At 53.1% G+C, this 26,414-nt stretch carries 21 protein-coding genes and 1 tRNA gene; 16 read left to right on the forward strand and 6 right to left on the reverse strand.

All coding sequences use genetic code 11. The features are described from left to right. Nucleotides 1–2: 2 nt before the first annotated feature. Together Ga0123462_RS02900 and Ga0123462_RS02905 are read right to left on the reverse strand one after the other, a co-directional pair. On the reverse strand, nt 3–800 hold the full coding sequence (locus Ga0123462_RS02900; RefSeq protein ID WP_100264912.1) for a Stp1/IreP family PP2C-type Ser/Thr phosphatase: 798 nt from the start codon (nt 798–800) through the stop codon (nt 3–5). After that, entirely contained in the window at nt 797–3,187 is a 2,391-nt protein-coding gene (locus Ga0123462_RS02905; protein WP_100264913.1) for a CHASE2 domain-containing serine/threonine-protein kinase, read from the reverse strand. Before Ga0123462_RS02905 ends, Ga0123462_RS02900 begins: the two co-directional genes overlap by 4 nt. A 158-nt stretch (nt 3,188–3,345) precedes the next feature. On the opposite strand from Ga0123462_RS02905, the gene Ga0123462_RS02910 reads away from it, so the two are divergent. From Ga0123462_RS02910 to msbA, 11 genes are all read left to right on the forward strand, one after another. Next, nucleotides 3,346–3,421, forward strand: a tRNA-Asn gene (locus tag Ga0123462_RS02910). A 493-nt stretch (nt 3,422–3,914) separates the two neighbouring features. Beyond that, entirely contained in the window at nt 3,915–6,245 is a 2,331-nt protein-coding gene (locus Ga0123462_RS02915) for a cellulose biosynthesis cyclic di-GMP-binding regulatory protein BcsB (protein ID WP_100264914.1), read from the forward strand. A 14-nt stretch (nt 6,246–6,259) separates the two neighbouring features. Next, the gene (locus Ga0123462_RS02920) at nt 6,260–8,332 is read left to right on the forward strand and encodes a glycosyltransferase family 2 protein (protein WP_232726583.1); all 2,073 of its coding nucleotides are present in this window, start codon (nt 6,260–6,262) and stop codon (nt 8,330–8,332) included. After that, nucleotides 8,329–9,828, forward strand: coding sequence for a hypothetical protein (locus Ga0123462_RS02925; protein ID WP_100264915.1), 1,500 nt, complete (start codon nt 8,329–8,331; stop codon nt 9,826–9,828). Before Ga0123462_RS02920 ends, Ga0123462_RS02925 begins: the two co-directional genes overlap by 4 nt. Further along, the gene (locus tag Ga0123462_RS02930; RefSeq protein ID WP_100264916.1) at nt 9,828–10,937 is read left to right on the forward strand and encodes a glycoside hydrolase family 113; all 1,110 of its coding nucleotides are present in this window, start codon (nt 9,828–9,830) and stop codon (nt 10,935–10,937) included. Before Ga0123462_RS02925 ends, Ga0123462_RS02930 begins: the two co-directional genes overlap by 1 nt. A gap of 13 nt (nt 10,938–10,950) precedes the next feature. Further along, on the forward strand, nt 10,951–11,814 hold the full coding sequence (locus Ga0123462_RS02935; RefSeq protein ID WP_100264917.1) for a hypothetical protein: 864 nt from the start codon (nt 10,951–10,953) through the stop codon (nt 11,812–11,814). Continuing rightward, nucleotides 11,807–13,801, forward strand: a complete 1,995-nt coding sequence (locus Ga0123462_RS02940; RefSeq protein ID WP_157821244.1) for a CotH kinase family protein — start codon at nt 11,807–11,809, stop codon at nt 13,799–13,801. Before Ga0123462_RS02935 ends, Ga0123462_RS02940 begins: the two co-directional genes overlap by 8 nt. Before the next feature lie 225 nt (nt 13,802–14,026). Next, nucleotides 14,027–15,298 carry an NTP/NDP exchange transporter gene (locus tag Ga0123462_RS02945; protein WP_100264919.1) on the forward strand — a complete coding sequence of 424 codons (1,272 nt, stop codon included), beginning with the start codon at nt 14,027–14,029 and terminating at the stop codon, nt 15,296–15,298. A 21-nt stretch (nt 15,299–15,319) separates the two neighbouring features. Next, nucleotides 15,320–16,732 carry a mannose-1-phosphate guanylyltransferase/mannose-6-phosphate isomerase gene (locus Ga0123462_RS02950; RefSeq protein WP_100264920.1) on the forward strand — a complete coding sequence of 471 codons (1,413 nt, stop codon included), beginning with the start codon at nt 15,320–15,322 and terminating at the stop codon, nt 16,730–16,732. Nucleotides 16,733–16,839: 107 nt separating this feature from the next. Then, nucleotides 16,840–18,069, forward strand: coding sequence for an N-acetylmuramoyl-L-alanine amidase (locus Ga0123462_RS02955; protein WP_100264921.1), 1,230 nt, complete (start codon nt 16,840–16,842; stop codon nt 18,067–18,069). 1 nt (nt 18,070) lies between these two features. Continuing rightward, a complete protein-coding gene (gene msbA, locus Ga0123462_RS02960) occupies nt 18,071–19,846 on the forward strand; it encodes a lipid A export permease/ATP-binding protein MsbA (protein ID WP_100264922.1) in 1,776 nt (591 codons plus the stop codon). A 1-nt stretch (nt 19,847) separates the two neighbouring features. Here the strand turns inward: msbA and Ga0123462_RS02965 are convergent, their stop codons facing one another. The 4 genes from Ga0123462_RS02965 to argC are packed head-to-tail and all read right to left on the reverse strand — an operon-like array spanning nt 19,848 to nt 23,092. Beyond that, the gene (locus tag Ga0123462_RS02965) at nt 19,848–20,801 is read right to left on the reverse strand and encodes a Ppx/GppA phosphatase family protein (protein WP_100264923.1); all 954 of its coding nucleotides are present in this window, start codon (nt 20,799–20,801) and stop codon (nt 19,848–19,850) included. Then, complete coding sequence (locus Ga0123462_RS02970; protein WP_100264924.1) at nt 20,794–21,306, reverse strand: gamma carbonic anhydrase family protein; 513 nt, start codon at nt 21,304–21,306, stop codon at nt 20,794–20,796. The genes Ga0123462_RS02965 and Ga0123462_RS02970 overlap by 8 nt, the downstream gene beginning before the upstream one ends. Beyond that, complete coding sequence (locus Ga0123462_RS02975) at nt 21,299–22,048, reverse strand: hypothetical protein (RefSeq protein WP_157821245.1); 750 nt, start codon at nt 22,046–22,048, stop codon at nt 21,299–21,301. Before Ga0123462_RS02975 ends, Ga0123462_RS02970 begins: the two co-directional genes overlap by 8 nt. 9 nt (nt 22,049–22,057) lie before the next feature. Continuing rightward, the gene (gene argC / locus Ga0123462_RS02980; protein ID WP_100264926.1) at nt 22,058–23,092 is read right to left on the reverse strand and encodes an N-acetyl-gamma-glutamyl-phosphate reductase; all 1,035 of its coding nucleotides are present in this window, start codon (nt 23,090–23,092) and stop codon (nt 22,058–22,060) included. Between the two features lie 218 nt (nt 23,093–23,310). Here argC and Ga0123462_RS02985 point away from each other — a divergent pair, with 218 nt between their 5' ends. Genes Ga0123462_RS02985 through Ga0123462_RS03005 form a run of 5 tightly spaced genes read left to right on the forward strand, consistent with a single transcriptional unit; the run spans nt 23,311 to nt 26,362 of the window. Continuing rightward, a complete protein-coding gene (locus Ga0123462_RS02985; protein ID WP_100264927.1) occupies nt 23,311–24,051 on the forward strand; it encodes a DUF1538 domain-containing protein in 741 nt (246 codons plus the stop codon). Then, nucleotides 24,048–24,842, forward strand: a complete 795-nt coding sequence (locus Ga0123462_RS02990) for a DUF1538 domain-containing protein (RefSeq protein WP_100264928.1) — start codon at nt 24,048–24,050, stop codon at nt 24,840–24,842. The genes Ga0123462_RS02985 and Ga0123462_RS02990 overlap by 4 nt, the downstream gene beginning before the upstream one ends. Further along, complete coding sequence (locus Ga0123462_RS02995) at nt 24,832–25,182, forward strand: P-II family nitrogen regulator (protein WP_100264929.1); 351 nt, start codon at nt 24,832–24,834, stop codon at nt 25,180–25,182. Before Ga0123462_RS02990 ends, Ga0123462_RS02995 begins: the two co-directional genes overlap by 11 nt. Further along, the gene (locus Ga0123462_RS03000) at nt 25,179–25,583 is read left to right on the forward strand and encodes a CBS domain-containing protein (RefSeq protein WP_100264930.1); all 405 of its coding nucleotides are present in this window, start codon (nt 25,179–25,181) and stop codon (nt 25,581–25,583) included. The genes Ga0123462_RS02995 and Ga0123462_RS03000 overlap by 4 nt, the downstream gene beginning before the upstream one ends. Next, nucleotides 25,583–26,362 (forward strand): YdcF family protein, encoded by a 780-nt coding sequence (locus tag Ga0123462_RS03005; RefSeq protein ID WP_100264931.1) that lies wholly within the window; start codon nt 25,583–25,585, stop codon nt 26,360–26,362. The genes Ga0123462_RS03000 and Ga0123462_RS03005 overlap by 1 nt, the downstream gene beginning before the upstream one ends. Nucleotides 26,363–26,414: the final 52 nt, after the last annotated feature.

Below are 26,414 nucleotides of genomic sequence, written 5' to 3' on the forward strand. Positions count from 1 at the left end.
TTTTAACCTCTGCCGGTCAGCCTTGAGAAGAGACCTGCCTTTCTTGCCTGAATAAGTATAACCGAAATATTATCGGGGCCACCCGCTGCATTGGCGATACGGATCAGCTCAGAAGCGGCCCCATTCAGGTCGCCAGCATAACTTGTCAGTGTCTGGCTAATGGCTTCATCGGATACTACATCGGTAAGGCCATCGGAACTCATCAGATAGATGTCGCCCGGCATCACCATCTCTTCGACAATATCCGGGTCGACTTTCGGGTGTATGCCAAGGGCGCGTGTAACAAGATTCTTGATCATCGAGTTGCGTGCGTCTGCTGCGGTCACAAGTCCTCGCCGTACCTGTTCATGGATCAGCGAGTGGTCTTCGGTGACATGGCTGAGCAGACCATCACGTTGCCTGTACATGCGTGAATCTCCGACATGTGCTGCGGTGATCCGGTCTTTGTAAAACAGGGCGATCAGGGCGGTGGTCCCCATGCCTTCGCAACCGGGTCTGTTCTTGGCTGCACTATATATCGAACTGTTTGCAAAATTGATGGCATTGCGAACCAGCATTGATTCGCCTGTGAAGCCGGTTGTTTCGTCAATCTTCAGAGGCTGGATATCATGAACCTTTTTCCTGATCTGATCGGTAATAATCTCAACTGCCATTGCGCTGGCAACTTCACCTGCATTGTATCCGCCCATGCCATCGGCAAGAACGGCGATGCCGTGCGACGGTGAGATGCCAACGCAATCTTCGTTATGGCTTCTCCTGATGCCGGTATCGGTCATGGCGACCATCTTCAGTCGGATCATTGTCTGGGTTCACTGCCTTGCAGGCATTGGTGAATGGCATCAAGTACTTCCTTTGCAGTAGCTGGCCGCTCTTCCGGCTGTTTGGAGAGCAGGCGATTGATCAGTTCGGCGACACCTTCCGGAAGTTCAGGGTTTAACTTGCGAACATCCAGGTGTGATGATTTGGCAATCTTGAACATCAGTTTGGAGATCGATTCCGCCAGAAACGGACGTACTCCGGTGACCATTTCGTAGAGCATTACACCGAGGGAGAACAGGTCGGAGCGCCCGTCGATCTTTTTACCAGAGAGCTGTTCAGGCGACATATAGGATGGGGTTCCGAGCACAATGCCGGCTTTGGTTTTCCCCGATTCCGAAATATGGGCGATACCGAAGTCAGTCACTTTCACGCTCTTGTTTTTCAGAATCATGATGTTGGCCGGTTTGATATCCCGATGGATAACACCGTGACTGTGGGCGTACTGTAGCGCTTCTGCCACCTTGCCAACAATTTTCAGCGTCGTAGTCAGAGGCAGGGTGCTCCCTTTTTTGGTGTAACCGGTGAGATTCACGCCATCAAGATACTCCATGGCAATGTAGGCGAGGTCATGTTCGGCACCGGCGTCGAAAATAGTGACGATGTTAGGGTGGTTGAGCATGCCTGCGATCTCCGCTTCATGGAAGAATCGCTCCTTGACCTCTTTGAGCTGGTTGGGTTCAAACTCTTTGGAGAGGGCGAGTGTTTTAATGGCAACCTGCCGGTTGATCTGAGGATCCCGGCCAAGATAGACCGTGCCCATGGCGCCTTTACCCAGTTCGCTGATGATTTCGTAACGGCCCAGGGTTGTGACTTCGCCGCTTGCCAGCAGGCTTGAGATGCCGTCGTTGGCGCCTTTTTCAGAAATGTTTTCAATGGCATTGGTGGCATTGATGATGCGCGCCTGAATATCCCGGAATTCACTGTTCTGGCTGCCCATGTGTTGATAAACGTCAATGGCCATCTGAAACTGGCGCTTACGCTCAAAGGCATTGCCCAGGTCATACAGGATTGAGAGCATCTCCTCATCAAGGGGGCATGCAAGAAATTTCGCGAATGCCTCCTCCAGCATGCCCTGGCTGAGAAAAGAGAGCCCAAGGGCCTTGTTGGTTGCATTCGGATTGCTGGCAGGGGTTGGTTTTTTCTCTTTCACGGCCAGATATTGTCTGATACCGACAGCGATATTCCCGGCGATCAGGAGCAGAGTGGCTAGGCCGGTCTGAATCCAGATGGAAAATTCGGAGATCAGCAGGAAACCCGCCATGGTCACTGCAAGAACAAGCATCGCTGTCAGTGCCATGCCGGCAACAGGGGATACGCGGGGGAGCAGCAGGCTCAGATAGAGGCCTGCGATCAGCAGCAGCATAAACTCAAGATACGCCCCCCAGGCAGGGCGAACCACATACTCCTCTTTCAGGATGCTTTGCAGGCTATGGGCAATGAATTCGGTGCGTGACATCTGCTCCTTCAGCGGTGTTGCGAAGCTGTTGGGTTTGCCCTCTGCAGAAGAGCCGATAAGTATGATTTTGTCTTCAAACAGCGATGCCGGGGTGGTTGCAGAAAACAGCTCGGAAAGTTTGTAATGGTCGTAGCTGTCACTGCCACTGTCAGGGTGAAAAGCAGTATAAATATGGCTGCTCCGGTTGGTGATAATGTTCAGAGGGCCAAGTTCAATGTCTTTGCCAATGTTGATGCGCAAGTCACCAGACGGAATATTCATCACGCCTGCGGCGAGTGTGAGTGCTATGGAGGGATAATATTGCCCGGCAAACTCAACGATCAGTGGCAGTGAGCGAACAGTGCCATCGGAGTCTGCAATCAGGTTGAAATGGCCGAATCCGAAGGCTCCTTCCGACAGGCTGTTGTAGGGGTGGCTGAGCAGGAAGGCGCTGTCAGGTGATGCATCGTCGCTGCTCTGGTTGATCTGCCTGATGGCTGAGCGCGTGATATAGTTTGGCAGCAGGAGGTTGCCCTGCCTTGCTTCAGAGCCAAACTCAAAATAGAGCGGAAGCAGAACATTGCCGGCAAGGCGTACATTCTCAGCCAGCGGGTCAAGTTGTGTTTCGTCTGGCTGGACGCCAGAGGCGGGTTCGGATTCGCTGTATAGCATATCCAGTGCGATCAGCTTGGCACCTGCATCAGACAGCTTCTCTATTGCGGTTGCAACAGAAGCCTGGCTTTGCTGGCCATCAACTTCGATAAGCGTGATGCGACTGTCCGCCTGGAGTGTATTTGCGCGCAAAGAGATGTCGTAGAGGAGGTGGTCGATGCTTTTTAAAGAGGGAATTTGAAGGCTGAATGCAATCAGGGCCAGCAGTGTGGCGATGGTGCCGATTAACCGTTGCGATTTCCAGATGGCACCAATGTTCAAAAGCTTATTCCCCTCGACTGAAGCAATGCAGAGCTATCAGGTATATTGGCAACAACGACGAGTTGATGCAATAGCAGAGCGTTTCAACAGGGTGGAATTGGAACGCCGAAAGGCTGTTGACAGGGAAGGTGTCGCTCACTACGGTTCGCGCACTTTTTTCCCCGATAGTTCAGTTGGTAGAACGGTGGACTGTTAATCCATATGTCGCAGGTTCGAGTCCTGCTCGGGGAGCCAGTTTATGGATTTCAGAAAAGGGCGCCCTCGAGGCGCCTTTTTTTGTGCCCAAGACTCTCAATCATCCCCATTAACAAGATGTTCGGCAGGATCGGTCGACATATATGGCTACCTAGCCTTGCATCTAGGAAATAGTGTGCTATAAAAATCTTCATGTGCGCGCTTTTCAGGATGAGGGGTGATGATGGTCAAGCCGGAATGCTTGCTATAACAATAAATTACACAGTTGCTGTAAGGTGATAAGTCACCTTGCGCTCGGGTAAAAGTGTGCTATAAGAACTTGAACTGGGTTGGTAGGGGCAAGGTTTGACGCTTGAGAAGAGAGACGGGCTTTGCCGGTGAGTGCTTTTGACGCAGGGAATATATATCGGATTTTCTTGCGGGTGAAAAAATACGCGTCTATAGTCGGCGCGGGATTTGGGTTTATTAAATTATATTAATGTTTCATTATATAGGTGGGGGAATAACAGTGATAAATAATATATATCATTTCATGACGAAGTTTGCATTTCTGGCGCTAGCGGTTTTGCTGCTTGGTGCGCAGGCGGAAGCCAGGATTGGTGACAACCTGAAAATTGCCGGTACGTCGGCGACGGTTTACTCAGGGCCAAACGTATCGTCTACTAAAGTTTTGACTGCTGACGGTAAAATGAAGCTGATCGAGATGGAGCGGCAGGCAGGCTGGGTTCTTGTTACCGTGCGTCCATCCGGCGTGCAGGGCTGGGTTCGCGAAAAAGAGCTCAGGATTGCAAGCAGCCAGAGCGAGGTGGCATCCTCTCCTGCTTCGGCGCGCAAGGCGCTGAATGCGCTCGGTCCGGTTCGTACTATTACGCTGGATGACATGGGCTTTAAGAAGGGTCATATTTTCCGTGGTTCGCAGAGTGGTCATTCACAGGACTTCTATTTTGAAACCCCAATGGATTCCAGTGTCAGGGGCGGCGTTTTCCGTATCTCCTACCGTGCATCAAACATGCTGCACTCCCTCTCCAATATCAGGGTTTTTGCCAACGATGTCCCCCTGGCGCAGGCAAATGCCATATCGGACGGGCTGGTTCATGAGATGGCAATTGTGCTGCCAGGTTCCATGTTCCGCGACGGCATGGTGAAAATCAGTGTCGAGTCCGGCACCTTGGTTGATGAGAATCGCTGTCTCGATATTCGTTCCGGTGGTGGCTTCCTCCATATCCTGCCGAGCTCTGCTCTGGATATCACCTACAGCTCGATCGACCGTTCGATCCGTGATGCATGGCGCATGCTGCCCCACAAGGTCACTGTAACCCTTCCTGCCGGCAAGCTGGAGGCTTCTCAGTTCGCCGCAGCCATGTCAGTGATGGAGTTGCTGGCCAATTCCGGTCGTGAGGTGATGATCAAGCGCATGCCTGAAATGGGTGATGTGGTGATTGCCCAGAAGGGTGAAATCGTTTCCGTGCTGAATCAGCGCGGTAAGCAGCTGACCAAGGGCTTTGTCGAGCTTAAGAGTAACGACGTGTTCCAGACCCCCGCAGACAACATTAACCTGATCAAATCAGGCAACAGTGTCTCCGTTGCAGTTTCGGAGCCTTATGATGTTCAACCCCTTTATCTTGTTGATGAGCGTTGGGAGCTGCTGACCGCAGGCCGCCACTACGACATCAACAGGCCTGATCGCTTCTACTCTCTGAGGGCTCTGCCTAAAGATTCGGGCAGTGATCACTTCTCTCTGCCGCTCTATCAGCTGGACACTTCTCCGCATTACGTGGCAACCGAGACTGTATGGGCGACCACCCTTTCTCCGCGTGATCTGCCATCGGGAACCCGTCTGGATATGCTCAGCCTGAGCATCATTGCACCCGTTCGCTGGGAGGCTGATCCTACCTATGAGCTCTATGCATTCCTGAATGATGTACTGGTGTTCTCAAAGCGCCTTGAGAATGACGGTCTGAAGCATAATTACTCTGTGCCGCTGCCGGTTGAATATCAGCAGCAGTACAACAACCTGCGCTTTGTTGTGCAGCATGATGTGGTTTCAGGCGACTGCTACGGCATTATGCCTACCGACTTCGTTCAGATTACTCCGGACACCTCGATCATTGTTAAGAAGACTGATGAAGAGCCGAAGAAGTTCTCCGGTCTTTCACAGTACTTCTCGTCCGGTTTCGATATGTTCATTGCTGATAAATACCTGAGTAACCCTGAGAATGCACTCTACCTGATTTCCCGTGTAGCAGCTGATCTCCCGATCGTGATGGATTACTCAAAAATCCGTTTCCTGAAAGAGAGTGATCAGCTGGATCCGAACGGGCCATTTGTCGCATTCGGCAATTTCAACCAGGAGGGCCTCAATGCACCGCTTCGCACGGATCAGGGCAAGGTCGAGATCAGGGACAGGGATGGTCAGTCATTCTTCAGTGTAAATGCGCTGCCGAATATCACTATCGCTGAAATTGTGGGAGACTCATCCGGCCACGGCCTGCTGGTGATCCCGTCCGATCAGATCATGCACGACTTCAGCAAGAAGCTGCGCCTGATCGAAGGCGATGTAGCATTCATCGATACGCACGGTGTGCTGCTTAACGTTGACAGCAAACAGCCAACGCTGGCTGAGGTCTACTATCCGGATACGAAGGATTGGTTCGCAGTGCTTGGCGAGTACCGTTTCTGGCTGCTCGGCCTGCTCTGGTTCCTGCTCAGTCTGGCTATCGTCTACGTATTCCGTATGACTCGCCGCCAGCAGGTGGAAGACCACGATGTTGAGATGCCGACCTCTGATGATCTGCACTCACAGCGGGCACACCACACCAATATCAACATTGAGGATGATGACCTTCCAAGCTCAAGTAAGTGAATTGAAGGGCTGTCATGACTCAGATGGAGAAACCACAACCTCGTAGGATTGGTGACTGCTTACTTGAAAAGAAGCTGATCACCGATGAGCAGCTGGCCGAAGCCCTTGCGATGCAGCAAGGGCAAGGCCTGCGCCTTGGAGAGGTGATTCTGGCAAAGGGCTGGATCACCGCTTCAGAGCTTTACGATGCATTGACCGACCACTTCAGAAAGGGGCGCATTGGCGATCTGCTGGTGGAGAGAGGGCTGTTAACTCACGAGCAGCTTGAAGAAGCGATTGGCATGCAGAAGAAGTGGGGAACCAGGGTAGGTGATATTATCCTGTCCAAGGCTTGGGTGCGCCCCTTCCTCTTCTATCAGGTTCTGGCTGAGCATTTTGACAAGCCGTTCGTCAACCTCATTGATAATGCGCCGGATCTGTCACTTATCGACACCAAGCATTATCACATCTATTCGGAGAAGCTGTTTATTCCGTGGCGGAAGGAGCATGGCCTGACCAAGGTTGCTGTTGCCGATCTGGATGCCGAGGTGATGAGTGAGATCGAGAAGGTGGTCGATGGCCCTGTCGATTTTGTTGTAACCTCCAAGTTCGACATTGTCTGGACACTGCAGAAATATGGAAATGAGTTTTTCAGTGAGAAATCAGTTCATGAGTTAAGAAGGGATCAGCCGCAGTACTCAGCCAGTACGGTATTTACTGACAGACAGCTGCTTTTTGTCGGCATCCTTATGACACTGACTATGCTTTCTCTTGCGATCTGGCCGATCGGCACGCTGATCGCGATCAATGCGTTTATTACCGTGTTTCTGATCCTGAACTTCGGGCTGCGTGTACTCTTTACCTGGGTTGGTGGTGACAGGCGTTTTGATAACTATATTACCGATGCGGAGGTAGAGGCACTCAACGATGCCGAGCTTCCTACCTACACAGTGCTTGTGCCGATGTACAAGGAGTCCGAATCGCTGCCGCATCTTGCGGAAGCGCTGAGGAATCTTGATTACCCGCTCTCCAAGCTTGATATCAAGATTATCCTCGAAGAGGATGATGAAGAGACAATTCAGACTGCAAAGGATCTTGCTCTGGAGGGAATCTTTGAAATTATCAGGGTTCCTGACTCCTTGCCGAAAACAAAACCAAAGGCGTGCAACTATGCGCTGAATTTCTCACGAGGTGAGTTGGTTACCATTTATGACGGTGAGGATGCTCCTGAGGCTGATCAGCTCAAAAAGGTGGTTCTGGCATTCAGAAAGTCTTCATCGAATACGGCAGTAATCCAGGCAAGGCTCAACTACTTCAACGTGACAGAGAACTGGCTGACGCGCATGTTTACCATGGAGTATTCGCTCTGGTTTGATTTCTATCTGCCCGCACTTGATGCGCTGAAGATCCCGATCCCTCTCGGGGGAACCTCCAACCACTTTAAAATGAAGGTGCTAAGAGAGCTGCAGGGTTGGGATCCGTACAATGTGACAGAGGATTGTGACCTTGGGGTTCGCCTGACTCAGCGTGAGTACCGTGTGGGTGTTGTGAACTCCACGACCTACGAAGAGGCCAATAATGATCTTCACAACTGGATTCGTCAGCGCTCACGCTGGCTGAAAGGGTATATGCAGACCTACCTGGTACATATGCGTAATCCTATCCATTTTTACAGGACGCTTGGCCATGTCGGCTTCTGGGGTTTCCAGTTCTTTATCGGCGGCACCATTGTCAGTGCCCTGGTCATGCCGATTCTGCTGTTGGTATTCTTCTCCTGGCTGGTTTCCCAGACAGTTCTGTTCGATCAGATTTATCCTGCTGCCCTGCTTTATATCAATTTGATAAATCTTCTGGTGGGTAATGGATTTCTGGTTTATCTCTTCATGCTTAGCGGATTCAAGCGCCACTACTATGCGCTGATGCCCTGGGCCATGACGGTTCCGGTCTACTGGATCATGATGTCTTGGGCTGGATTTAAGGGTCTGTGGCAGTTGATCTTCAACCCGTTTTACTGGGAGAAGACACACCATGGCCTGACCAGCTTTGCGACCACCAGTGATGTGGGTGAGCACACGATGCAAGCGGAGAAAAAGGGGGCTAATAAATGAAGGCCTTTCTGATGCATCAGCGAAACAGGGATAACGTCATTATTGTTGTTATGTCGGTAATCGCCCTCTCTGCTTTGACCGCATGGCTGCTTTCGCATGGCTTCATGTTTGACGGTGCCTCCCATCGCTGGGCAAAGGTGCTGGGTGTGTTGGGGTCTGAGGATGTTCGCCTCGAAAATCTGAGCATGCTCTACCCGCATCTGCCGCTTTATGCACTGGTGCCGTTTTACTATCTGCCCGGTACAGGCTATGGCGCTGTCCCCTATTTTGTGTCGGTTCTGTTTGCCGGTGGGTTAATCGGACTCTTCCTCTGGCATATGCGCCACCTTGATGTGGTTGCCTACAAGCGGCTGCTGATCGTGTTCCTTCTGGTTGTCCACCCGGCATTCCTCTGGGGTGCGACGAACGGAAGTCAGCTGGCCATGAGCATGCTGATGTTCTATCTGCTCTACCATGCATGTCAGAACATGATTGCAGAGCATGATGTGCACGCCTACATCTCCCTCAGTATCATTCTTGCAGTATTCTTCTTCGTGGATGGTTCCGCAGTATTCCTCTTCGTGGCTCTGCTGCCGATGCTGGCCGTTGTGGCTCCGAGAAGGCTGCTGATGGCATCGCCTGCGAGTATCTACTTTATTCTGTCGGTACCATTCTTCTTCTCTGTGCTGGCCTGGGCCTGGTTGAACTGGATCTTTGAATCTGACTTCCTCTACTTTGTTCAGGATCCGGAATCAACCTATCTGGGTGGATACATGGAGATGTTCAAGTACCCCTGGCTGGTCGATTTCGGCGGCGAGTTTTTCCAGGCGCTGATTGCAGCAACCGGCTATATGCTGGTGGCCTATCCGATCATTATCTACTTCCTGTTCAGTACCTGGGACGAGGGGCTTCGATTCAGGGCGAGCTTCGTACTTTTTGTCCACCCGCTGCTGGCCATTGCGCTGGCAACCGATCAGTACTACCTGAGTCATCCGATGGAGATTCTGGTGTTGATCAACGCCAGTATTCTGGCAGAGATCACCTTCCTGGATATGGCGCGAAAGCGTGTCTACTGGAGTGTTATCTCCTTCCTCGTAGTGAGTCTTGTCGGTGGCTGGTGGATATTTATGGAGTCTGCCGACCCGAACATGAACCGGTGGGTTGATTCGTTCAGAACAGAGCGTGTGATGATTGCTGACGAAGACGGATCGCTGAAGCTTGGACGCTGGTTAAACGAGAACCGCCGGGTAACCCTGATAGATGAGAGAAGCGGTTATAAAGCGATGGTGGCGCGAGGCGATGCCGAGGGGCTATACCTCTCCTTCACGAGTAAATTCAAGATTGCGCTGAACCACGAGTTTCCCGATGTTGATCAGATTGTGGTTCCGGACCCGGACAGCGAAACCGGCAAAAAGGATAAGATTAGTCAGCGATACCCTCTGTTGTACAAAGAGGGAATGAAGGGCTACAGGCTGGTATACAAAGATAATATCTGGCGTGTCTACAGGAAGGTTTGATGGCGAAGCTGGCCTTTCTTCTTGGAGTGCTGATGGCATTGGGGGGCTGCGCTGTTAAAGAGGGCGGGCAAACTGCCAGCGCTCACCAGGCAAAGGCTACTGGGCAGTCGGAAGCATCTGAAATCTTTAAGAAGCGCAAGCAGGCCAGGCGCAGCTCATTCGGCAGAGATGAACTTACTCCGTGGCGGGGGTTCAATGCACTGCAGACATCAAGGGTTGCCTGGGACTCTTCAGCGGCAAGAAGATCGCTTATGCGCATGGGGGCGGTTGGAGCCAACGCTGTCGCCCTGATCCCGTTTGTGAGGCAGAGCAGTCCCTATTCGACGGCTGTCATGGGCGCTAATAATGTGACCGATGCGCAGTTGATCGCAGCTATAAAGAGCGCACACGAGCTGGGAATGAAGGTGGTTGTAAAGCCTCAGATTCTTGTGACCGGATCATGGGCAGGAGAGATCAGTTTCACTGACAGCGGGCAGCGCGATCGCTGGTTCGATAGCTACTCGGCGCATATCATCAGGTATGCCAGGCTGTCGCAGAGCATGGGTGTCGAGGCATTTGCTATCGGTACCGAACTGTCGAAAATCGCCAAGGATCTGCCGTGGCCAAGGCTGATTTCGCAGCTGCGCCGAGAGTTCAGGGGTGTCCTGACCTACGCCGCTCACAACGTTGAGGGAGTGGAAAGGTTCCCTTACTGGGACAAACTGGATGTGATCGGTATTTCATCCTACCCATCGCTTGGCGACATGGGCGAGTATGATGAGATGCTGGCCCACATTGAGCTCAACCTCTACAAGCTCAGTCAGGCCGTTAAGGCGAACAGGCGTAAGCCTGTATGGCTTCTTGAGGTTGGTATTCCCTCGGCTGAAGGTGCCTCGAGCCAGCCATGGGAGTGGAGGTCGCTGGGAAAAGGCGGCCAGCGTACGGATCTGACGATGCAGACCGCCGCCGTGGCAGCCTGGCTCAACGCGATCAAGCGGCTGCAATATGTGGACGGTGTTTTCCTCTGGTGCTGGTACAGTGACCCGCAGGCCGGAGGCGAGGAAAATATTGATTATACTGTACAAAATAAACCGTCAGAAATAGTTATCAGGCAATACTGGAGAAATTAAGGAAGGGGAAGGTATGAATATGAAGAATTTTCTAAGCAGGACAGCAGCATCTTTTATTGTTGCCGGTGGTTTGGTTGCCGCCGGTTCGGTCACAGCCCAGGCAAGCGCCTACATGCTCTCTGAAGGTCAGAACATGTATACGACCGGATTTACCTATTCCACAGCGACTGACTGGTTCAATCAGAACAGGAACCGGGTACCGCAGGGTTGTACTTCCAAAGATTACAGCTGGAACAACTCTTACACCTACGGCTACTCCTATTATACCAACCTGTTCGCCAGCGCATCTCTGGCCAATCAGGCGTGTGGAGCGGGTGCCAAATCGACCGGTTTAGGGGATGTTACCCTGGGCATTCGGGGCCGCCTTGATATCACCCGTAACGGCAGAACGTGGGAGCTGGCAGCGATCATTCCAACCGGCTATGACGCTCAGAGGATCAACCGCCTTGGATACGGAAAGTTCGGTCTCTGGGGTGGTGTGGCATTTTCATCACAGAACACCGGCTGGGAAGAGAAGGCGCCCTCCTACTGGGAAGTCGGAACAGGTCTCAACTACTGGTTTGGCTCACCTGCCACACAGTGGAAGAGCTATGCGAAATGGTCCTGGCGCCTGGATGAAGATGGTGTGAACCGTATCGTTCTTAAGGGAACGCTCAAGCTTTCACTAAGGGATCATACGCCAGAGCCTATTCCTGCAGCCGGTGGCTTTTTCCGTAACTCAGGTGACTATGACGCGGGAGTTATCCAGGCTTCCTATGCGCGCAGGGTCTCTGATCAGTGGACAGTGGGTTTTGGCGTAGGTGAAACTATCTGGGGCCGCAATGTCAGTGCTTCGCGTTTTGCTGATATCTCGTTTACATACAGTTGGGATGACTGAGGTGACTATGCTAAAACATAAATTGATCCGTCTGGCTGCAACAGCGTGTGCTGTGATGCTTGCTCCCATGATCGCTTACTCTGCAACTGATCATGAATTTAAAGAGGGGCACTTCCACTACTCTGATGAGGCGCTCGCCAATGCCAGAAAAGATGTCAAGATGGTGGATATCAATGTATCCATGAATGGTACCGACGCCAGAGTGCTTTTCCTCAAGGATCCCAACGACAAATCGACTTTTGCTGCCGACTTTTCGATTGAGGGTGAGCGCTTTGAGGGAAGAATCAAGTCGTTCGGCAGCTCCACCCGCGCCATGAAGAAGAAGTCGATCATCCTGAAGATCAAGGGTGAGAAGTGGAAGGGTTACAAGAACATCTCTCTCAACTCTATGGGGTCTGACGGTTCGATGATGCGGGCCTGGATGGCGTGGGAACTGATGCGCGATATGGGTATGGTGGTGCCAGAAACCTACTATGCCCGGTTGAATATCAACGGTGAGTTTATCGGTTATTTCCTCTATATCGAGTGGTTGGGTGGTCGTTTTCTTGAGCGCAACGGTTATGGCGCAGCCACGGAATTCTACCAGGCAACCGACGCCACCTATTGCGGAGATTTCAGGCACAGCCATGAGGTCGACAACTGCTGGACGAAGCTGGCTCCACAAGGGGACGACAAATCCTCAATGAAGTCATTTGCCAGTGCCGTGCGTTCAGCTCCAATGGAGACATTCGATAAGTTTGTTGCGCAGAACTTCGATGATGATTCACTGGTCAACTGGATTGTGACCAACACGCTGGTAAGTAATGGCGACACCTATAACAAAAATTATTTCATGGCCAAATCGGATAAAACCAAGAAGTGGCGGGTAATCCCATGGGATTATGATCTGACCTTCGGACAATCGTTCGATATGTTCGTGAAGTTTCCCGAGAGCCTTTTCAACGAGCGCTTCCAGTATTACTACACCCCGGATCTGGGCGTCTTTAATCCGATGAAGGCCAAGACGCTGCTCAATGAGACGCTGAAGGCCCAGTTTTATGCGAAACTCAAACATCTGATCGGCAAGGAGAAAAACGGCCCTGAGAAGACCTTCGGCTGGTTCTCGCCAACCGTGATGCACGCCCGTGTTGAAAACCTTGCCCATGTGCTTGAAGCAGGGCAGGTCAAGCAGAAGTATGGTGCCCGTTCGCCTGAATCATATGACGAACAGTACGATGCCGTTTCGCACTTCGGACTTGCAAGACCATTCTACCTCGAGTCCAATCTCTTCAGCACATTCGAGTGGTCCTATCGCAATACGGAGCAGATGAAGGAGTATGTGGCCTTTACACAGGGCAAGGATCTCTTCCCGGGATATCTTGAGAAAAAGGCAGATGAGGCACCGTCATCGAAGCTTGCCAAGGCCTCTGATGTTAAAAAGATCAAGGCTGATATCGCACCGGTTGGTGAGGCCAAGAAGGGGCTCGACGAGCATGAGTTCATGGCCAAGCTGCTCGAGAAGCCATTTACCGGCCGAAACGCATCTGTATCTTCCGATGACTCATTGGTGGTATTCGACCCGGGTTACGGTTATTTCCTGACGCGTCTTGATTTCAAGTCAAGTTACAAAGTGGCTGATTTTCAGGCAGAGGCTGAAGGTTTTAAGCCGCCGACTTACATTTTCGAAGGCACCTCTCCCGATCAGTGTATCCAGCGCTCATGGGTGCTCTTCTCGAGGATTCCTTCACTAAATATCAAAGCGGATATCATGCTGGAGTATTTTGATGAGCATTCGCAGAAAAATGAGCTGGGCGGCATTAAGAATGAGCATGCAGTCAACCTCTGGGTACATAAGGGTGAAGCATGGATGCCGCTGATGACTGAAGTGAACCAGAAGTCGAACACCCTGAAAACTTACGATTTCAACCTGCAGGCAGGAAGGATTTACCGTTTTATCGCCTGTGCAGCTCCGGAATCCAAGCTCTACAGCAAGCCAGTGGGCAGGTGATAGCTTCTAGCGGTATATAGTCTTCCGGCGTATGCCTGTAATAACAGGGGACCCCGGCTTGATCGGGGTTCCCCTTTGTTTTTTAATGGCACCGGCGCAATTTTGAGTAGCCATCTGTTCCGGGGGATGAAATCTTATCGGATCGGGATTAGTGTCAGGGAGAGGGAGTTGCTGCGAATTGAGAGATATGTTTTTTCACAAAAGGCCTTACGGCGATGGTGCTGAATGACGAATCTGATCGCTAGAGCGTGGGCGGATTTTCGCAGCCCGGAGGGTGTTGCGACCCTGCGCTTTGCCATTCGCCTGTTTCTGATCCTTCTGGCCTACTATCTGCTGAAACCGGTTCGTGAGGAGCTGATTCTCGATGGCGGCAGCGCCGAGATCCGTAGCTATGCACTGGCCGGACAGGCGGCACTGCTGCTGATACTCGTGCCATTCTACAGTCAGATCATCAAACACCTGCATGGTGACAAGCTGTTCCATATCGTCACCCTCTTTCTGGCAGCCAATATCGGGGTCTTCTACCTGCTCGGCTCGTCTGGTATGGATATCGGTGTGCCGTTCTTTATCTGGCTCGGCATATTCTCCGTCGTGCAGATCTCCCAGTTCTGGACCATGGTCAGCGATTATCACTGCGTGGAGAAGGGCAAGCGACTGACCTCCTACATAGCGATTGGTGGTTCGCTCGGTGCCATGATCGGGGCGATGATTGCCAAAACGCTCTATCTTGAACTCGGGGCCTTCGGCCTGATGCTTCTGGCGATCGGCATGCTGGTGGTGGCTGTGGTTTTGCCGGGCGCCAATGTGGAGATGCGCAAAGATCATCATGATGAATCGAATGATGAGTCGATCAGGCATATGCTGGGCGGCCTGAAAAGGGTAATGGATGTTCCCTACCTGCGCTGGATTGCTGCCTCCGTGGTGCTGCTCAACCTGATCAACTCAACCGGCGAGTATATTCTCGCCGACTTTGTAACAGCTGAGAAAAGCGGCAAGGAGATCGGCGAGTTTTACTCTACGTTCTACCTCTATGTGAACATTGCCACGCTGGTTCTGCAGGCATTTGTCGTGCGGCCTCTGTATCAGGTGATCGGAGTGGGAGGGGCTTTGATCAGTCTGGCAGTGTTCAATCTTTCGATGTACCTCTCTGTACTCGCCTTCCCGGTTCTGGCCTGGTTTGCGATCGTGAAGATGGCCGATAACAGTATTGATTACTCGGTTGCTAATACGACCAAACAGATTCTTTTTCTTCCGCTGGACAGGTTTACCCGTTACGAGGGAATGCTCGCCGTAAATACCTTTTTTACACGTTTTGGAGACCTGATTCAGGGTGGTATTATTTTCTTAGTCATCTCCGTTTTGGCCCTGCCAACCATGTTTCTGGTCGGCAGCAATATCGTGCTCTGTCTGCTGTGGCTGTTTGTGACATTCAATGTCAGCAAGCGCTTTAAAAAGTGGAGTAAAGAGTCCGATGGCTTAGAGGAGCCGGCAGCATGAACAATTTTGTGGGGGAGCATTATGGCAACATCAGTTAAGGGAATCATTCTTGCAGGCGGATCAGGCAGTCGCCTCTGGCCCCTATCAAGGCAGCAGCTTCCCAAGCAGTTTCTCAATATCGGCGGGGCTAGCAGCATGCTCAGCGCAACCATTGAGCGCCTTGACCCCCTGGTGGGCCATGATGATATCTGGGTCGTTACGGGGGAAACGCATGCGACCGGTGAGGCGTTCTCTGAGCTGGAGGGGCTGAACCAGATTCTTGAGCCGTGTGGCCGTAATACAGCGCCCGCTATCGCCATTGCTGCAGCACTGATGCAGGACCTCAGCGGCGAGGATCCGGTTATGGTGGTGCTCCCGGCCGACCATATCGTGGCCAACAAGGAGGCCTTTCAGGCATGCCTGAGCAAGGCGATTGAGGTGGCCCAGGAGGATCGGCTGGTCACTTTCGGCATTGTGCCCAACGCACCAGAAACCGGGTTTGGTTATATTCAGGCTGATGCGGCCGGCGGAGACGGTGTCCGAAAAGTGCTGCGCTTCGTGGAGAAACCCGATATCCAGAATGCTCAGCGCATGTTGGATGACGGTAATTACTACTGGAACTCCGGCATGTTTGTCTGGAAGGCATCTGTAATTATCGAAGAGGTGGAGAAATACATTCCTGAGATGGCGGCGCTGCTGAATGAGATGAGGAGTCGCTGGAACGGCAAAGAGAAATGGCAGGAGGTGATTCGCAGCAGTTTTGAGAAGATGCCCGACATTTCGATCGACTACGGCATCATGGAACGGTCAGAACGGGTCTCTCTGGTGCCTGCTGAGATCGGCTGGTCCGATGTTGGAAGCTGGGATGCGGTCCATGAAATGGCGAAACATGATGCTGATGGTAATGAGATGAGCGGTAATGTGATGGCAATCGATTGCCGCAACACCCTGCTTCGAAGTGAGAAGGCGCTGATCGCCGCGGTAGGGATTGAAGACATTATTGCCGTTGAAACACCCGATGCGATTCTGCTCTGCAAGGCGGGGCAGAGTCAGCGAGTGAAGGAGATTGTCGACAACCTGAAAGAGGGTGAGGGACGTTACCATGTCGAGCATGTCACGGTGCGCAGGCCCTGGGGAAGCTATACGGTACTGGAGGCTCGCGGTGATGGCTATCAGATCAAGCGGATTGAGGTGAAACCGGGCGCTCGTCTGAGCATGCAGTCGCACCAGCACAGAACCGAGCACTGGGTCGTGGTTGCGGGAACTGCGACTGTTACCTGCGGCAATCTGGTTAAAACCGTGTCCAAAAATGAAAGCGCCTATATTCGAATCGGTGAGGTCCATCGCCTGGAAAATCGCGGCAAGATTCCCGTACAGCTGATCGAAGTTCAGGTGGGCGATTATCTCGGCGAGGATGATATTGAACGTTTTGAGGATATGTACGGCCGCACCTGATCTGATGTGGCGGGTTAATCCTCAAGGGTTTCCGTGTTCCTGAGTCGATTCTGATGTATGCGCCTTGCCCTTGCAAAGCTGGCCTTTGCAGGGAGTATTGGCATACGATGAAGTCGATCAGGGTCATATCTGGCATTGTTGCACTGTTGCTTATGTCGCTCTCCTCTCAGGTGAGTGCAGTAGCTGGTGATGGCCTGGTTCGCGATGTGCGTCTCTGGACCGCCCCTGATCATTCGCGTCTGGTATTCGACCTGAATCAGAAGATTGAATATAAAGTTTTTCCTCTTCATAACCCTGAGCGCATAGTTATTGATATGGAAAGGACCCAGCTGAAAGCGAATCTGAACAGCCTGCAGCTTCCGGATCCGGTTGTGCAGAGTATTCGCCATGGAAAACCGACTTCCGGCACACTACGCGTGGTGATGGATGTGAAGGAGAGGGTGCAGCCGCGCACATTCCTGCTCAAGCCGATGCAGGGGAAACCTTACCGTCTGGTGGTGGATCTCTCTCGCCCTGAACAGGCGAAACAGGCAGCCATGCGATCCGGTGAATCCAGGGCGAAAAAGGGGCTGGTGATTGCGATTGATGCCGGCCACGGGGGTGAAGACCCGGGAGCGATCGGTCCTCGTAAGTTATACGAGAAAACAGTGACGCTGGCGGTAGCAAAAGAGCTTGCCAAGATCGTGGATGCGACACCGGGTATGAATGCGGTGCTGATTCGAAACGGTGACTATTTTGTACCGTTGAAGAAGAGGGTTTATCTGGCACGCAAGGCCAAGGCAGACATGATGATCAGTATCCATGCTGATGCGGTTCGTCAGCGTAATGTTGAAGGCTCAAGTGTCTATACGCTCTCTGAACGTGGGGCCACACAGGATCGGGCCGCAAGGGCGCTGGCCGCAAAAGAGAATGCCGCTGATGAGGTGGGAGGAGTCGAGTTTGATACGGTGGATGATCCGATGGTGACACAGATTCTTGGTGACATGTTCCGTCGCGACAGCCTCAACAGCTCGCAAATCCTCGCAGAGTCAATTATCGGCAAGCTCAAACATGCCGGACCGGTCAAATACAGTGCCCCGAAACGGGCGCGCTTTTTCGTACTGGGTGCTATGGAGATTCCAAGTGTGCTGGTCGAGCTGGATTATATCTCCAATCCAGCCCGGGAGAAGAAACTGAAAAGCAGGGACCACCAGAAGAAGCTGGCATCCGCACTGTTCAACGCCAGCGTAAGTTTTTTCCAGAAGATGGGGCGGCTTAAGAGCACACCTGATCAGGCAATGCTTCCTGCCGATTCAGCAACTGCCTTGCAGTATGCTGTGAGCGAGCAGGGGCTCTGAGATGGAAGGGTCGACTGAACTCTATCGACGACTTCTGGCATTTCTCTTCCCTTACAAGGGACGCCTAACCCTTGCCACACTCTGTATGGTGGTACTCGCCGCCTGTACGGCTGCCATGGCCTGGATGCTCAAGCCTGTGCTGGATGAAGCACTTGGTGGCCAGAACCGAGACCTGATCTACCTGATTCCGCTGTTGATTATAGGCCTCTACGTTCTTAAGGGCGGAGCCTATTTCGGCCAGGCATATTTGATGGGCTATATCGGTCAGCGTGTCATCTATGATATCCGGAACCTGCTCTATGAACGGTTGACGGCCCAGTCCCTGGCCTTTTTTTCCCACCGCAAGACAGGCGAGTTGCTGGCCAGACTCTCCTACGATGTGACGCTGGTTCAGTCAGCGGTGAGTACAGCAGTAACGGCGCTGATGCGTGACGCGATTTCAATCATATTCCTGCTGGCCGTTGTCTTTATACAGGACTGGCTGCTTGCTTTGATCGCCATGCTGGTCTTTCCGGCCGTGATCTATCCGATTGCCCGTTTCGGTCGCAAAATGCGCCGTGCCACACTGGATGGACAGGCCTCGATGGGAGACCTGACCAGCCTGCTGGAGGAGACAGTCGGTGGCATACGGGTGGTCAAGGCCTTTGGGATGGAGGAGTACGAGCGCAGCCGTTTCCGCAAGTTTACCGGCGATTTCCTTGCTCACCAGCTCAAGGTATTCCGGGTACATGCACTCTCATTTCCGATTATGGAGCTGCTTGCCGGCTTCGGTATCGCCGGTGTGCTCTTTTACGGCGGTATGCGGGTGGCATCGGGCGAAACTACTGCCGGTACGCTGGTCTCATTCCTGGCTGCGGTGATCATGCTCTACGAGCCGGTTAAAAGGCTTTCGCGTGCCAATAACGAGATCCAGCAGGGACTCGCCGCAGCCGAACGCATTTTCGAGGTGGTCGATGAGCCGATTCAGGTTTACGACCTGGATGACGCGAAAGAGCTGGCGTCCTTCTCCGATGCGATCGTCTTTGATGATGTCAGTCTCATCTATCCCGGAACGGAGAAAAGTGTACTGGAGCGGATCAGCTTCACCGTGCGGGCAGGGCAGGTCGTGGCGTTGGTCGGACGCAGCGGTGCCGGGAAATCCTCTCTGGCTAACCTCGTTCCCCGCTTTATCGATGTAACCGAAGGGAGTGTTCTGATTGATGGCCACGACATCCGGAACGTCACACAGGCCTCACTGCGCAATCAGATTGCACTGGTGACACAGGAGATCATCCTGTTTAACGACACCATCCTCAACAACATCGCCTACGGCCATGAGGATATTGATTTTCAGCGTGTGGAGGAGGTCGCCCGCGCCGCAAATGCACACGAATTTATTTCCCAGCTGCCGGATGGCTATAACACCCTGGTTGGTGAGCGCGGTGCGATACTCTCCGGCGGTCAGCGTCAGCGATTGTCACTGGCACGTGCACTGCTGAAGGATTCACCGATCCTCATTCTTGATGAGGCAACCAGCGCACTGGATACGGAGTCAGAACGACTTGTGCAGCAGGCGATCGACCTGCTGATGAAGAACCGTACTGTTATCGTGATTGCCCATCGGCTTTCCACCATCCGTGATGCCGACTGTATTGTTGTGCTTGATCAGGGGCGCGTGGTGCAGAGCGGCAGGCATGATGAACTGCTGGAGCAGGGTGGTATCTATGCCGAGCTGCACCAGATGCAGTTCCAGAACGGTTCAAGTGAAACTGCAGAGAATCCGGCAGTAGTGATTTAATTCAAGTGCGCTGCTGATCAGCAACCTCCAGCCAGAGGCCTTCCAGCAGACCTGCATCCACTGAGACCAGCGCATCGTAATTCCAGCGATCCATCACCGATTCGATAATAGCCAATCCTGCAATGATCAGATCGGCTCGCCCCGCCTCGATGGTGCGAACGTTCAGGCGCTCTTCATGCGTCAATGCCAGCAGCCTGTCGCGCAGCGATAAAAAGGCATGGCGACTCATACGATAATTGTTGATCTTTTCAGCGTCGTAGGGGAAAAGATCGAGTGCAGTGGCAGCCAGTGTGGTTACTGTGCCGGCAGTGCCGACGAGATGGGTCGGAGCAAGGCGGTCGGGCCAGAATGCTTCGACCTCTGTGAGATGCGCATCGGCTGCCTGTTTCAGGGCTGAATAATCCTCAGGTGAGGGAGGGTCGGAGTGAAGATGCGCCTCCACCAGCCGCACCACGCCAAGCTTGCAGCTTATGTCATCGATCCGGACCATATTGCGGGCGCGGATAAATTCAGTGCTACCGCCGCCGATATCGAAGAGCAGCATATCATCAAGCATGTTGGTATTAAGTGCCGAACAGGCACCATTGAGCGACATGCGCGCCTCATCTTCGCCGCTGATCACCCTGATCTCCAGACCGGTCTCAGACTTCACCTGTTCGCAGAATGCTTGCCCGTTTTCAGCTTCCCTGACTGCCGCTGTGGCAGCAGCAAAGGTGCGTTCGGCAGGAACCCCGTGTTTCTGCAGCAGCAGAGCAAACTCGCGGTAAGCAGCGATGGCGCGCTGCATGCCGGCCTCGGAGAGGCGGCCTGTATGGTGCAGCCCCTCACCCAGACGGGTGATACGGTGGGCGTAGTCAATTTCACGCCAGGGTAGTCTCCCCTTTGAGGGTTCTGCTATCAGCAGCCGGAAGGTGTTGGAGCCGCTGTCGATGGCGGCATATGCACTTTCAGACACTGGCCTGATGGTTGCGCGCTACCTCAACATAGTGCGCAGCGGCCCGGTTTAGAAAATCCTTCTCTTCATTGCTCAACTCACGCCGCTCCTTCGCCGGGAAACCGGCATAGAGATAGCCACCCCGCAACACCTTTCGCTCGGTAACCAGTGAACCTGCAGCAAGAAAACAGCCCTCTTCAAGCACGGCCTGATCCATGATGGTCGAGCCCATGCCGACAAGGCAGCGATCCTGAATTTCGCAACCATGCAGGATCACACGGTGGCCGACTGTAACATCATTGCCAACAACACAGGGGGAAACCCCTCCGCTGGTGTGCAGGATGCAGTGATCCTGAATATTGGAACGCTCACCGATTTCGATGTCGTGGACGTCGCCGCGCAATACTGCCTGATACCAGATGCTGGAATCGGCACCGATTTTAACGCGCCCGATCACATCGGCTGAATCAGCGATATAGGCCGATTCATCTATTATCGGGTTCCAGTGCAGATAAGGTCTAATCACGTTCACTCTCCTTGTTTGCATCTGTAACAGCAGTGACATTTCCCAGAATCGGCACAGTTACTCTGCCTGTCTGTTTCCCCTTCTCGTTGAAGACGGTGATGATCAGCTGTTCAGGGCTCCAGCTGTTCGGTCCAAGCAGGGAGCCGTCGATAAACTCCTGGCCGGTCATTTCAAATTTCACCCTATCTTTGCCCTTCGGGCTGAGTAGCACGGTTTCGTTACCGTCAGCCGACAGGATTGAAAATTGCAGCCATCCATGTGCCCAACGCGGGTAGTTGTCACCCTTCACCAGAATCAGATTATAGCTGATCAGGTTGTTCTCCTGCTGGGCAGCCGATGGCCTGAGCAAGTGCACCCCTTTCACTTTTCGGGCGGCAAGGACATCATCGAACATGGTAAGGCGCTTCTGCATCGCTGAGTTCTTATGAACAAGCCGTTGCAGCTCCTGTTTCATGGCCTCTATCTGGGCATTGCTTAAGGAGAGTAGTGCCTCTGTCTCGGCACTCTGTTTGCGCAGCTGCTCATGCTTGAGTTGTAACTCGCGGCTCTGCTGTTCCTGCAGATAATAGGCCTGCTTGTCCGAGGCCAGTGCGCTGATAATGATCACAGAGACAGTCACCACCAGCAGAACCGCCACAATCAACAGCACCACCGGATAGACGCGGAAGCTTAATGAGCGTCCTCCATCCTGAGTAAGCTTGAAATGTACAGGCAGGTTGAATGCCTCATACAATGATTTCATCAGGCGGGCCTAAGGCCAGAGAGCGTGGATGGCCAATCCTTCAGTTTCTTCGATTGAGAACATCAGGTTGGCATTCTGCATTGCCTGACCTGCCGCGCCTTTGAGCAGGTTGTCGATGCAGCTGACAATAACCGCTTCACTGTCACTGAGCTGGCAGATACCGATATCGCACCGGTTGCTGCCGGAAACCCCTGCAGTCGAAGGGAGTACGCCTTCGGGCAGTACTTTGACAAACGGTTCATCCTCATACCGCTGCATCAATGCGGCGTGCCATGAGCCTGTATCTTTGCCGCTCAGATGCAGTGTGGTCAGCATGCCCCGCGTCATCGGAAGAATATGCGGCACGAAACGCACGGAAATTTCAGCGCCGGAAAAGCCGCTGGCCCACTCTTCCATCTCCCAGGCATGCCGGTGTCGGGGCAGGCCGTAAGCCTTCACCGATTCATTGATTTCACAGTAGAGCAGGTCTGTCTTGGCACTCCTGCCGGCACCGGATGTGCCCGACTTCGAGTCAACAATGATTGATGAACTGTCGAGCAGGCCTTTTTCAAGCAGCGGAACCAGAGGAAGCAGGGTCGATGTCGGATAACATCCAGGGTTGGCAATAAGTCGGGCGCTCTTTGCCGCCTCCCTGTTGAATTCGCAGAGTCCATACACAGCTTCATTGAACAGTTCAGGATGCGGGTGTTCGACACCATAGGCGGCCCGGTAAGTCTCATGCGTTTTATGCCGGAAATCAGCCGAGAGATCGACAACCTTCTTGCCTGCTGCGAGGGCTGAATAAACGCTGCCTGCAGCAGCGCCATGCGGTAGCGCGGTAAATACCAGTTCGATATTATCTGCAAGCCGGGCATCGGCTGCCTTCAACTCCATACCGGCGACATCTCCGCCACATCCCGGCAGTACCTCGCCGGCAAATTTCCCGGCCTGTGAGTGGGCACCCAGATGGGCGATCTCAAAATGGGGGTGGGCTTCGATAAGCCGGATAAGTTCGGCACCGGTGTAACCGGTGGCTCCGAGAATGGCGACAGGTATCTGTTTCATGCTGGCATGATACGCAATGCAACGGTGCCATCAAATGATTTCGGGATATGGGATACACACAAGTAGAAACGGCGATATATTTCTACTGGAAAACCGGAACAGAAATACAGAGGTTTGCCGGAGTATGTGGGTTGCGGCAATGGCGTGCTTGCGATACGATATGAAAGCATCTTTTGGTAAGGGGAGACCATGATTCAGCAGCCATTTCGAGTTCGCCTGTGAACCCTCGTATCCTGTTGGGTCTGTTCCGTCCGCTCTTCGAAGCGGCGCGCGACCTTGCCCCGATTATTCTGGTCATTCTCTTTTTTCAGGAGCTGGTGTTAAAGCAGCCGATTCCCAACATGGAGGAGATGATCACCGGGCTGGTTATGGTGTTGCTGGGGCTGGCACTCTTTGTCAGGGGATTGGAGATCGGCCTCTTCCCGCTCGGTGAATCGATGGCCTTTGCCTTTGCAAAAAAGGGTAACGTGTTCTGGTTGCTTCTCTTCGCCTTTCTGCTCGGATTCGGTACCACGGTAGCAGAGCCTGCCCTGATCGCAGTGGCCGGCAAGGCAGCCGAAGTTGCCGCTGAGAGTGGCGTGATCGATGCCACGGAGGCGTCGATGGATGGCTATGCAAACTCGTTGCGAATGACAGTAGCTATGTCGGTTGGAACGGCCATTGTGCTCGGAGTCCTGCGTATTCTGAAAGGGTGGCCGCTCCACTTCTGTATTATTGGCGGCTATTTTATTGTGGTCGCCATGACCTATTTCGCACCACCGGAAATTATCGGTATCGCCTACGATTCCGGTGGTGTGACTACATCAACAATTACCGTGCCGCTGGTTACCGCGCTCGGCGTTGGTCTTGCCACCGCTATCCGAGGCCGTAATCCGATGCTCGATGGCTTCGGCCTGATTGCCTTTGCATCACTGTTGCCGATGATCTTCGTGATGCTGTTCGGGATTGTCACTGCATGAGCCATATTTCCCTGTTTCTCGAGACGATGCAGTCGACGCTGCGCGATGTGCTGCCGATCGCAGCTGTTCTGCTCGGATTCCAGCTGTTTGTGTTGCGCGAGCGAATTGCCCACGTCTGGCGGGTACTGCGCGGTTTTATCTATGTTCTGCTCGGGCTGGCGCTCTTTTTGATGGGTCTGGAGGAGGCGATATTCCCGCTTGGCGAGGTGATGGCGGCGCAATTAACTAATCCCGTCTTTCTCTACGGCGATGGTATGCCGGTAGCAGATTCGGTTCACTGGATCGATTATGCCTGGGTTTATGTATTTGCGTTTGCTATCGGTCTTGCCACGACGCTTGCCGAGCCATCGCTGATCGCGGTTGGCATGAAAGCACAGCAGGTATCCGGTGGCGCAATCTCGGCGTGGGGGTTAAGGCTTGCCGTCTCACTCGGCGTGGCGCTTGGCGTCTCGCTTGGCTGTTACCGTATTGTCACAGGCACCGATCTCTGGATCTATATTGTGACAGCCTACATTGTCGTGATCGTGCAGACGATGCGTGCGCCTAAGATGATTATCCCGCTGGCCTATGACTCCGGTGGCGTTACCACTTCAACAGTTACAGTTCCGTTGCTTGCAGCCCTTGGGTTGGGGCTTGCGGCAACGATTCCGGGCCGAAGTCCGTTGATTGACGGTTTCGGTCTGATTGCGTTTGCCAGTGTCTTTCCAATCATGAGTGTGATGGGTTATGCCCAGATCAGTCGATGGCTGGAAATGCGCAGGCAGGTTACAGGAGGGAATGATGCGCTTTAAATTATTGATAGCATTGGTTTCAGACGAAAAAACGGATGAGATCATGCGCGTTGCAAGAGAGGCGGGCGCTACCGGAGCCACGGTCGTCGGCGATGCCCGCGGTGAGGGGCTCAACCCGAAGAAGACCTTCTTCGGTCTTACACTGGAGTCGCAGCGGGATATGCTGCTGTTTCTGGTGGAGGAGCATTTGAGCCGCAAAATACTGGAACGTATTGCTGAGGCGGCGGGCTTTGAAAAAAACCCCGGTTCAGGCGTAGCATTCCAGATAGATGTGGAGGATGCGATAGGTCTGGGAGGGCAGATCATGTGTCTTCTCGATGAGGTGGAGGACGAGCTATGAGCAAACAGGAACTGTTTACCGTTCGCGATGTGATGAAAGCGGACTACGACATGGTCGATGGGGTGGCAACGGTACGCCAGGCGCTGGAGGTGATGCGTTTTGTCGAAACCAAGTGTCTGGTCGTGGACAAGCGTCATGAGCGTGATGAGTACGGCATCGTACTGCTCTCCGATATCGCTCGTGAGGTGCTTGCAACCAAACGCTCTCCGGATCGTGTCAGTATCTATGAGGTGATGACCAAACCAGCTATCACGGTGCACCCCGATATGGATATCCGTTATGCCAGCGCGCTGTTTGCCCGTTTTCATATCTCGCGCGCACCGGTGGTCGAGAATGGCATGATTATCGGCATCATCAGCCATACCGATATGGTGATCAAGGGGTTGATGAATCTCACCTGATGGAGTTGTTGTTCTCCAAATTACTGTCCCAGCTGATCCTGCCCCCGGGCGGACTGATTCTGCTGGCGCTTATCGGTCTGTTTTTCCACAGGCAACTTTTAGGCCGCTTGCTGATCTTCTTCTCACTCTTCTCATTCTGGGCCCTCTCCATGGAGCCGGTGCGAGATGTTCTGCTCATGCCGCTGGAGCAGGCCTCCCCTCCATTCAAACCTGATCAGTTACCCAGGCATGAACGGCTGGCGGTTGTTGTGCTGGGTGGTGGTGTTTATGAGCAGGCCCCGGAGTTTGGCAGTAGAGATGCTCTCAAGCCTCAAGCGATGATGCGCACCATCTATGCGGCCGAGTTGGCAAAGAGTACCGGCCTTGACGTCTATGCCTCGGGAGGTGTCGTGCTCACAGAGGGGGTCGAGCCCGAGGGCGTTGTGATGCAGCGCTGGCTCAAACGGTTCGGCGTGGCGGAAGAAAAAATCCATGTCGAAGCCTCATCAGGCAACACATGGGAGAACGCTGCCAATCTTAAGAAGCTTCTTGCTGAGAACGATATCTCGACAGTGATTCTTGTAACTACGGCATGGCATATGCCGCGTTCGGTATCATCATTCAGGGCGCACGGGCTGAAGGTGATTGCCGCACCCTGTGACTTCAAGGTAAGCCGCAGGGGTTATGATCTGCGCAGTGCCCTGCCGCGCTGGGATGTCTTTGCTGAGAGCTGCGATGGCCTGCACGAATACCTCGGCATGCTCTGGTATCGATTGAAAGGGGTGGTTCGAGAAAAGTAAACAGTACTGGCCAAGTTACATGGACGGGTCTATAAATGGGTGTATCAGCAGG

Source organism: Mariprofundus ferrinatatus, assembly GCF_002795825.1.
Taxonomy (GTDB): domain Bacteria; phylum Pseudomonadota; class Zetaproteobacteria; order Mariprofundales; family Mariprofundaceae; genus Mariprofundus; species Mariprofundus ferrinatatus.

Coding starts and splice junctions, on each gene's coding strand:
- Ga0123462_RS02900 (WP_100264912.1), bottom strand. CDS start 800: ATGATCCGACTGAAGATGGTCGCCATGACCGATACCGGCATCAGGAGA.
- Ga0123462_RS02915 (WP_100264914.1), top strand. CDS start 3,915: ATGACGAAGTTTGCATTTCTGGCGCTAGCGGTTTTGCTGCTTGGTGCG.
- Ga0123462_RS02920 (WP_232726583.1), top strand. CDS start 6,260: ATGACTCAGATGGAGAAACCACAACCTCGTAGGATTGGTGACTGCTTA.
- Ga0123462_RS02925 (WP_100264915.1), top strand. CDS start 8,329: ATGAAGGCCTTTCTGATGCATCAGCGAAACAGGGATAACGTCATTATT.
- Ga0123462_RS02930 (WP_100264916.1), top strand. CDS start 9,828: ATGGCGAAGCTGGCCTTTCTTCTTGGAGTGCTGATGGCATTGGGGGGC.
- Ga0123462_RS02935 (WP_100264917.1), top strand. CDS start 10,951: ATGAATATGAAGAATTTTCTAAGCAGGACAGCAGCATCTTTTATTGTT.
- Ga0123462_RS02940 (WP_157821244.1), top strand. CDS start 11,807: ATGACTGAGGTGACTATGCTAAAACATAAATTGATCCGTCTGGCTGCA.
- Ga0123462_RS02945 (WP_100264919.1), top strand. CDS start 14,027: ATGACGAATCTGATCGCTAGAGCGTGGGCGGATTTTCGCAGCCCGGAG.
- Ga0123462_RS02950 (WP_100264920.1), top strand. CDS start 15,320: ATGGCAACATCAGTTAAGGGAATCATTCTTGCAGGCGGATCAGGCAGT.
- Ga0123462_RS02955 (WP_100264921.1), top strand. CDS start 16,840: ATGAAGTCGATCAGGGTCATATCTGGCATTGTTGCACTGTTGCTTATG.
- msbA (WP_100264922.1), top strand. CDS start 18,071: ATGGAAGGGTCGACTGAACTCTATCGACGACTTCTGGCATTTCTCTTC.
- Ga0123462_RS02975 (WP_157821245.1), bottom strand. CDS start 22,048: ATGAAATCATTGTATGAGGCATTCAACCTGCCTGTACATTTCAAGCTT.
- argC (WP_100264926.1), bottom strand. CDS start 23,092: ATGAAACAGATACCTGTCGCCATTCTCGGAGCCACCGGTTACACCGGT.
- Ga0123462_RS02990 (WP_100264928.1), top strand. CDS start 24,048: ATGAGCCATATTTCCCTGTTTCTCGAGACGATGCAGTCGACGCTGCGC.
- Ga0123462_RS02995 (WP_100264929.1), top strand. CDS start 24,832: ATGCGCTTTAAATTATTGATAGCATTGGTTTCAGACGAAAAAACGGAT.
- Ga0123462_RS03000 (WP_100264930.1), top strand. CDS start 25,179: ATGAGCAAACAGGAACTGTTTACCGTTCGCGATGTGATGAAAGCGGAC.
- Ga0123462_RS03005 (WP_100264931.1), top strand. CDS start 25,583: ATGGAGTTGTTGTTCTCCAAATTACTGTCCCAGCTGATCCTGCCCCCG.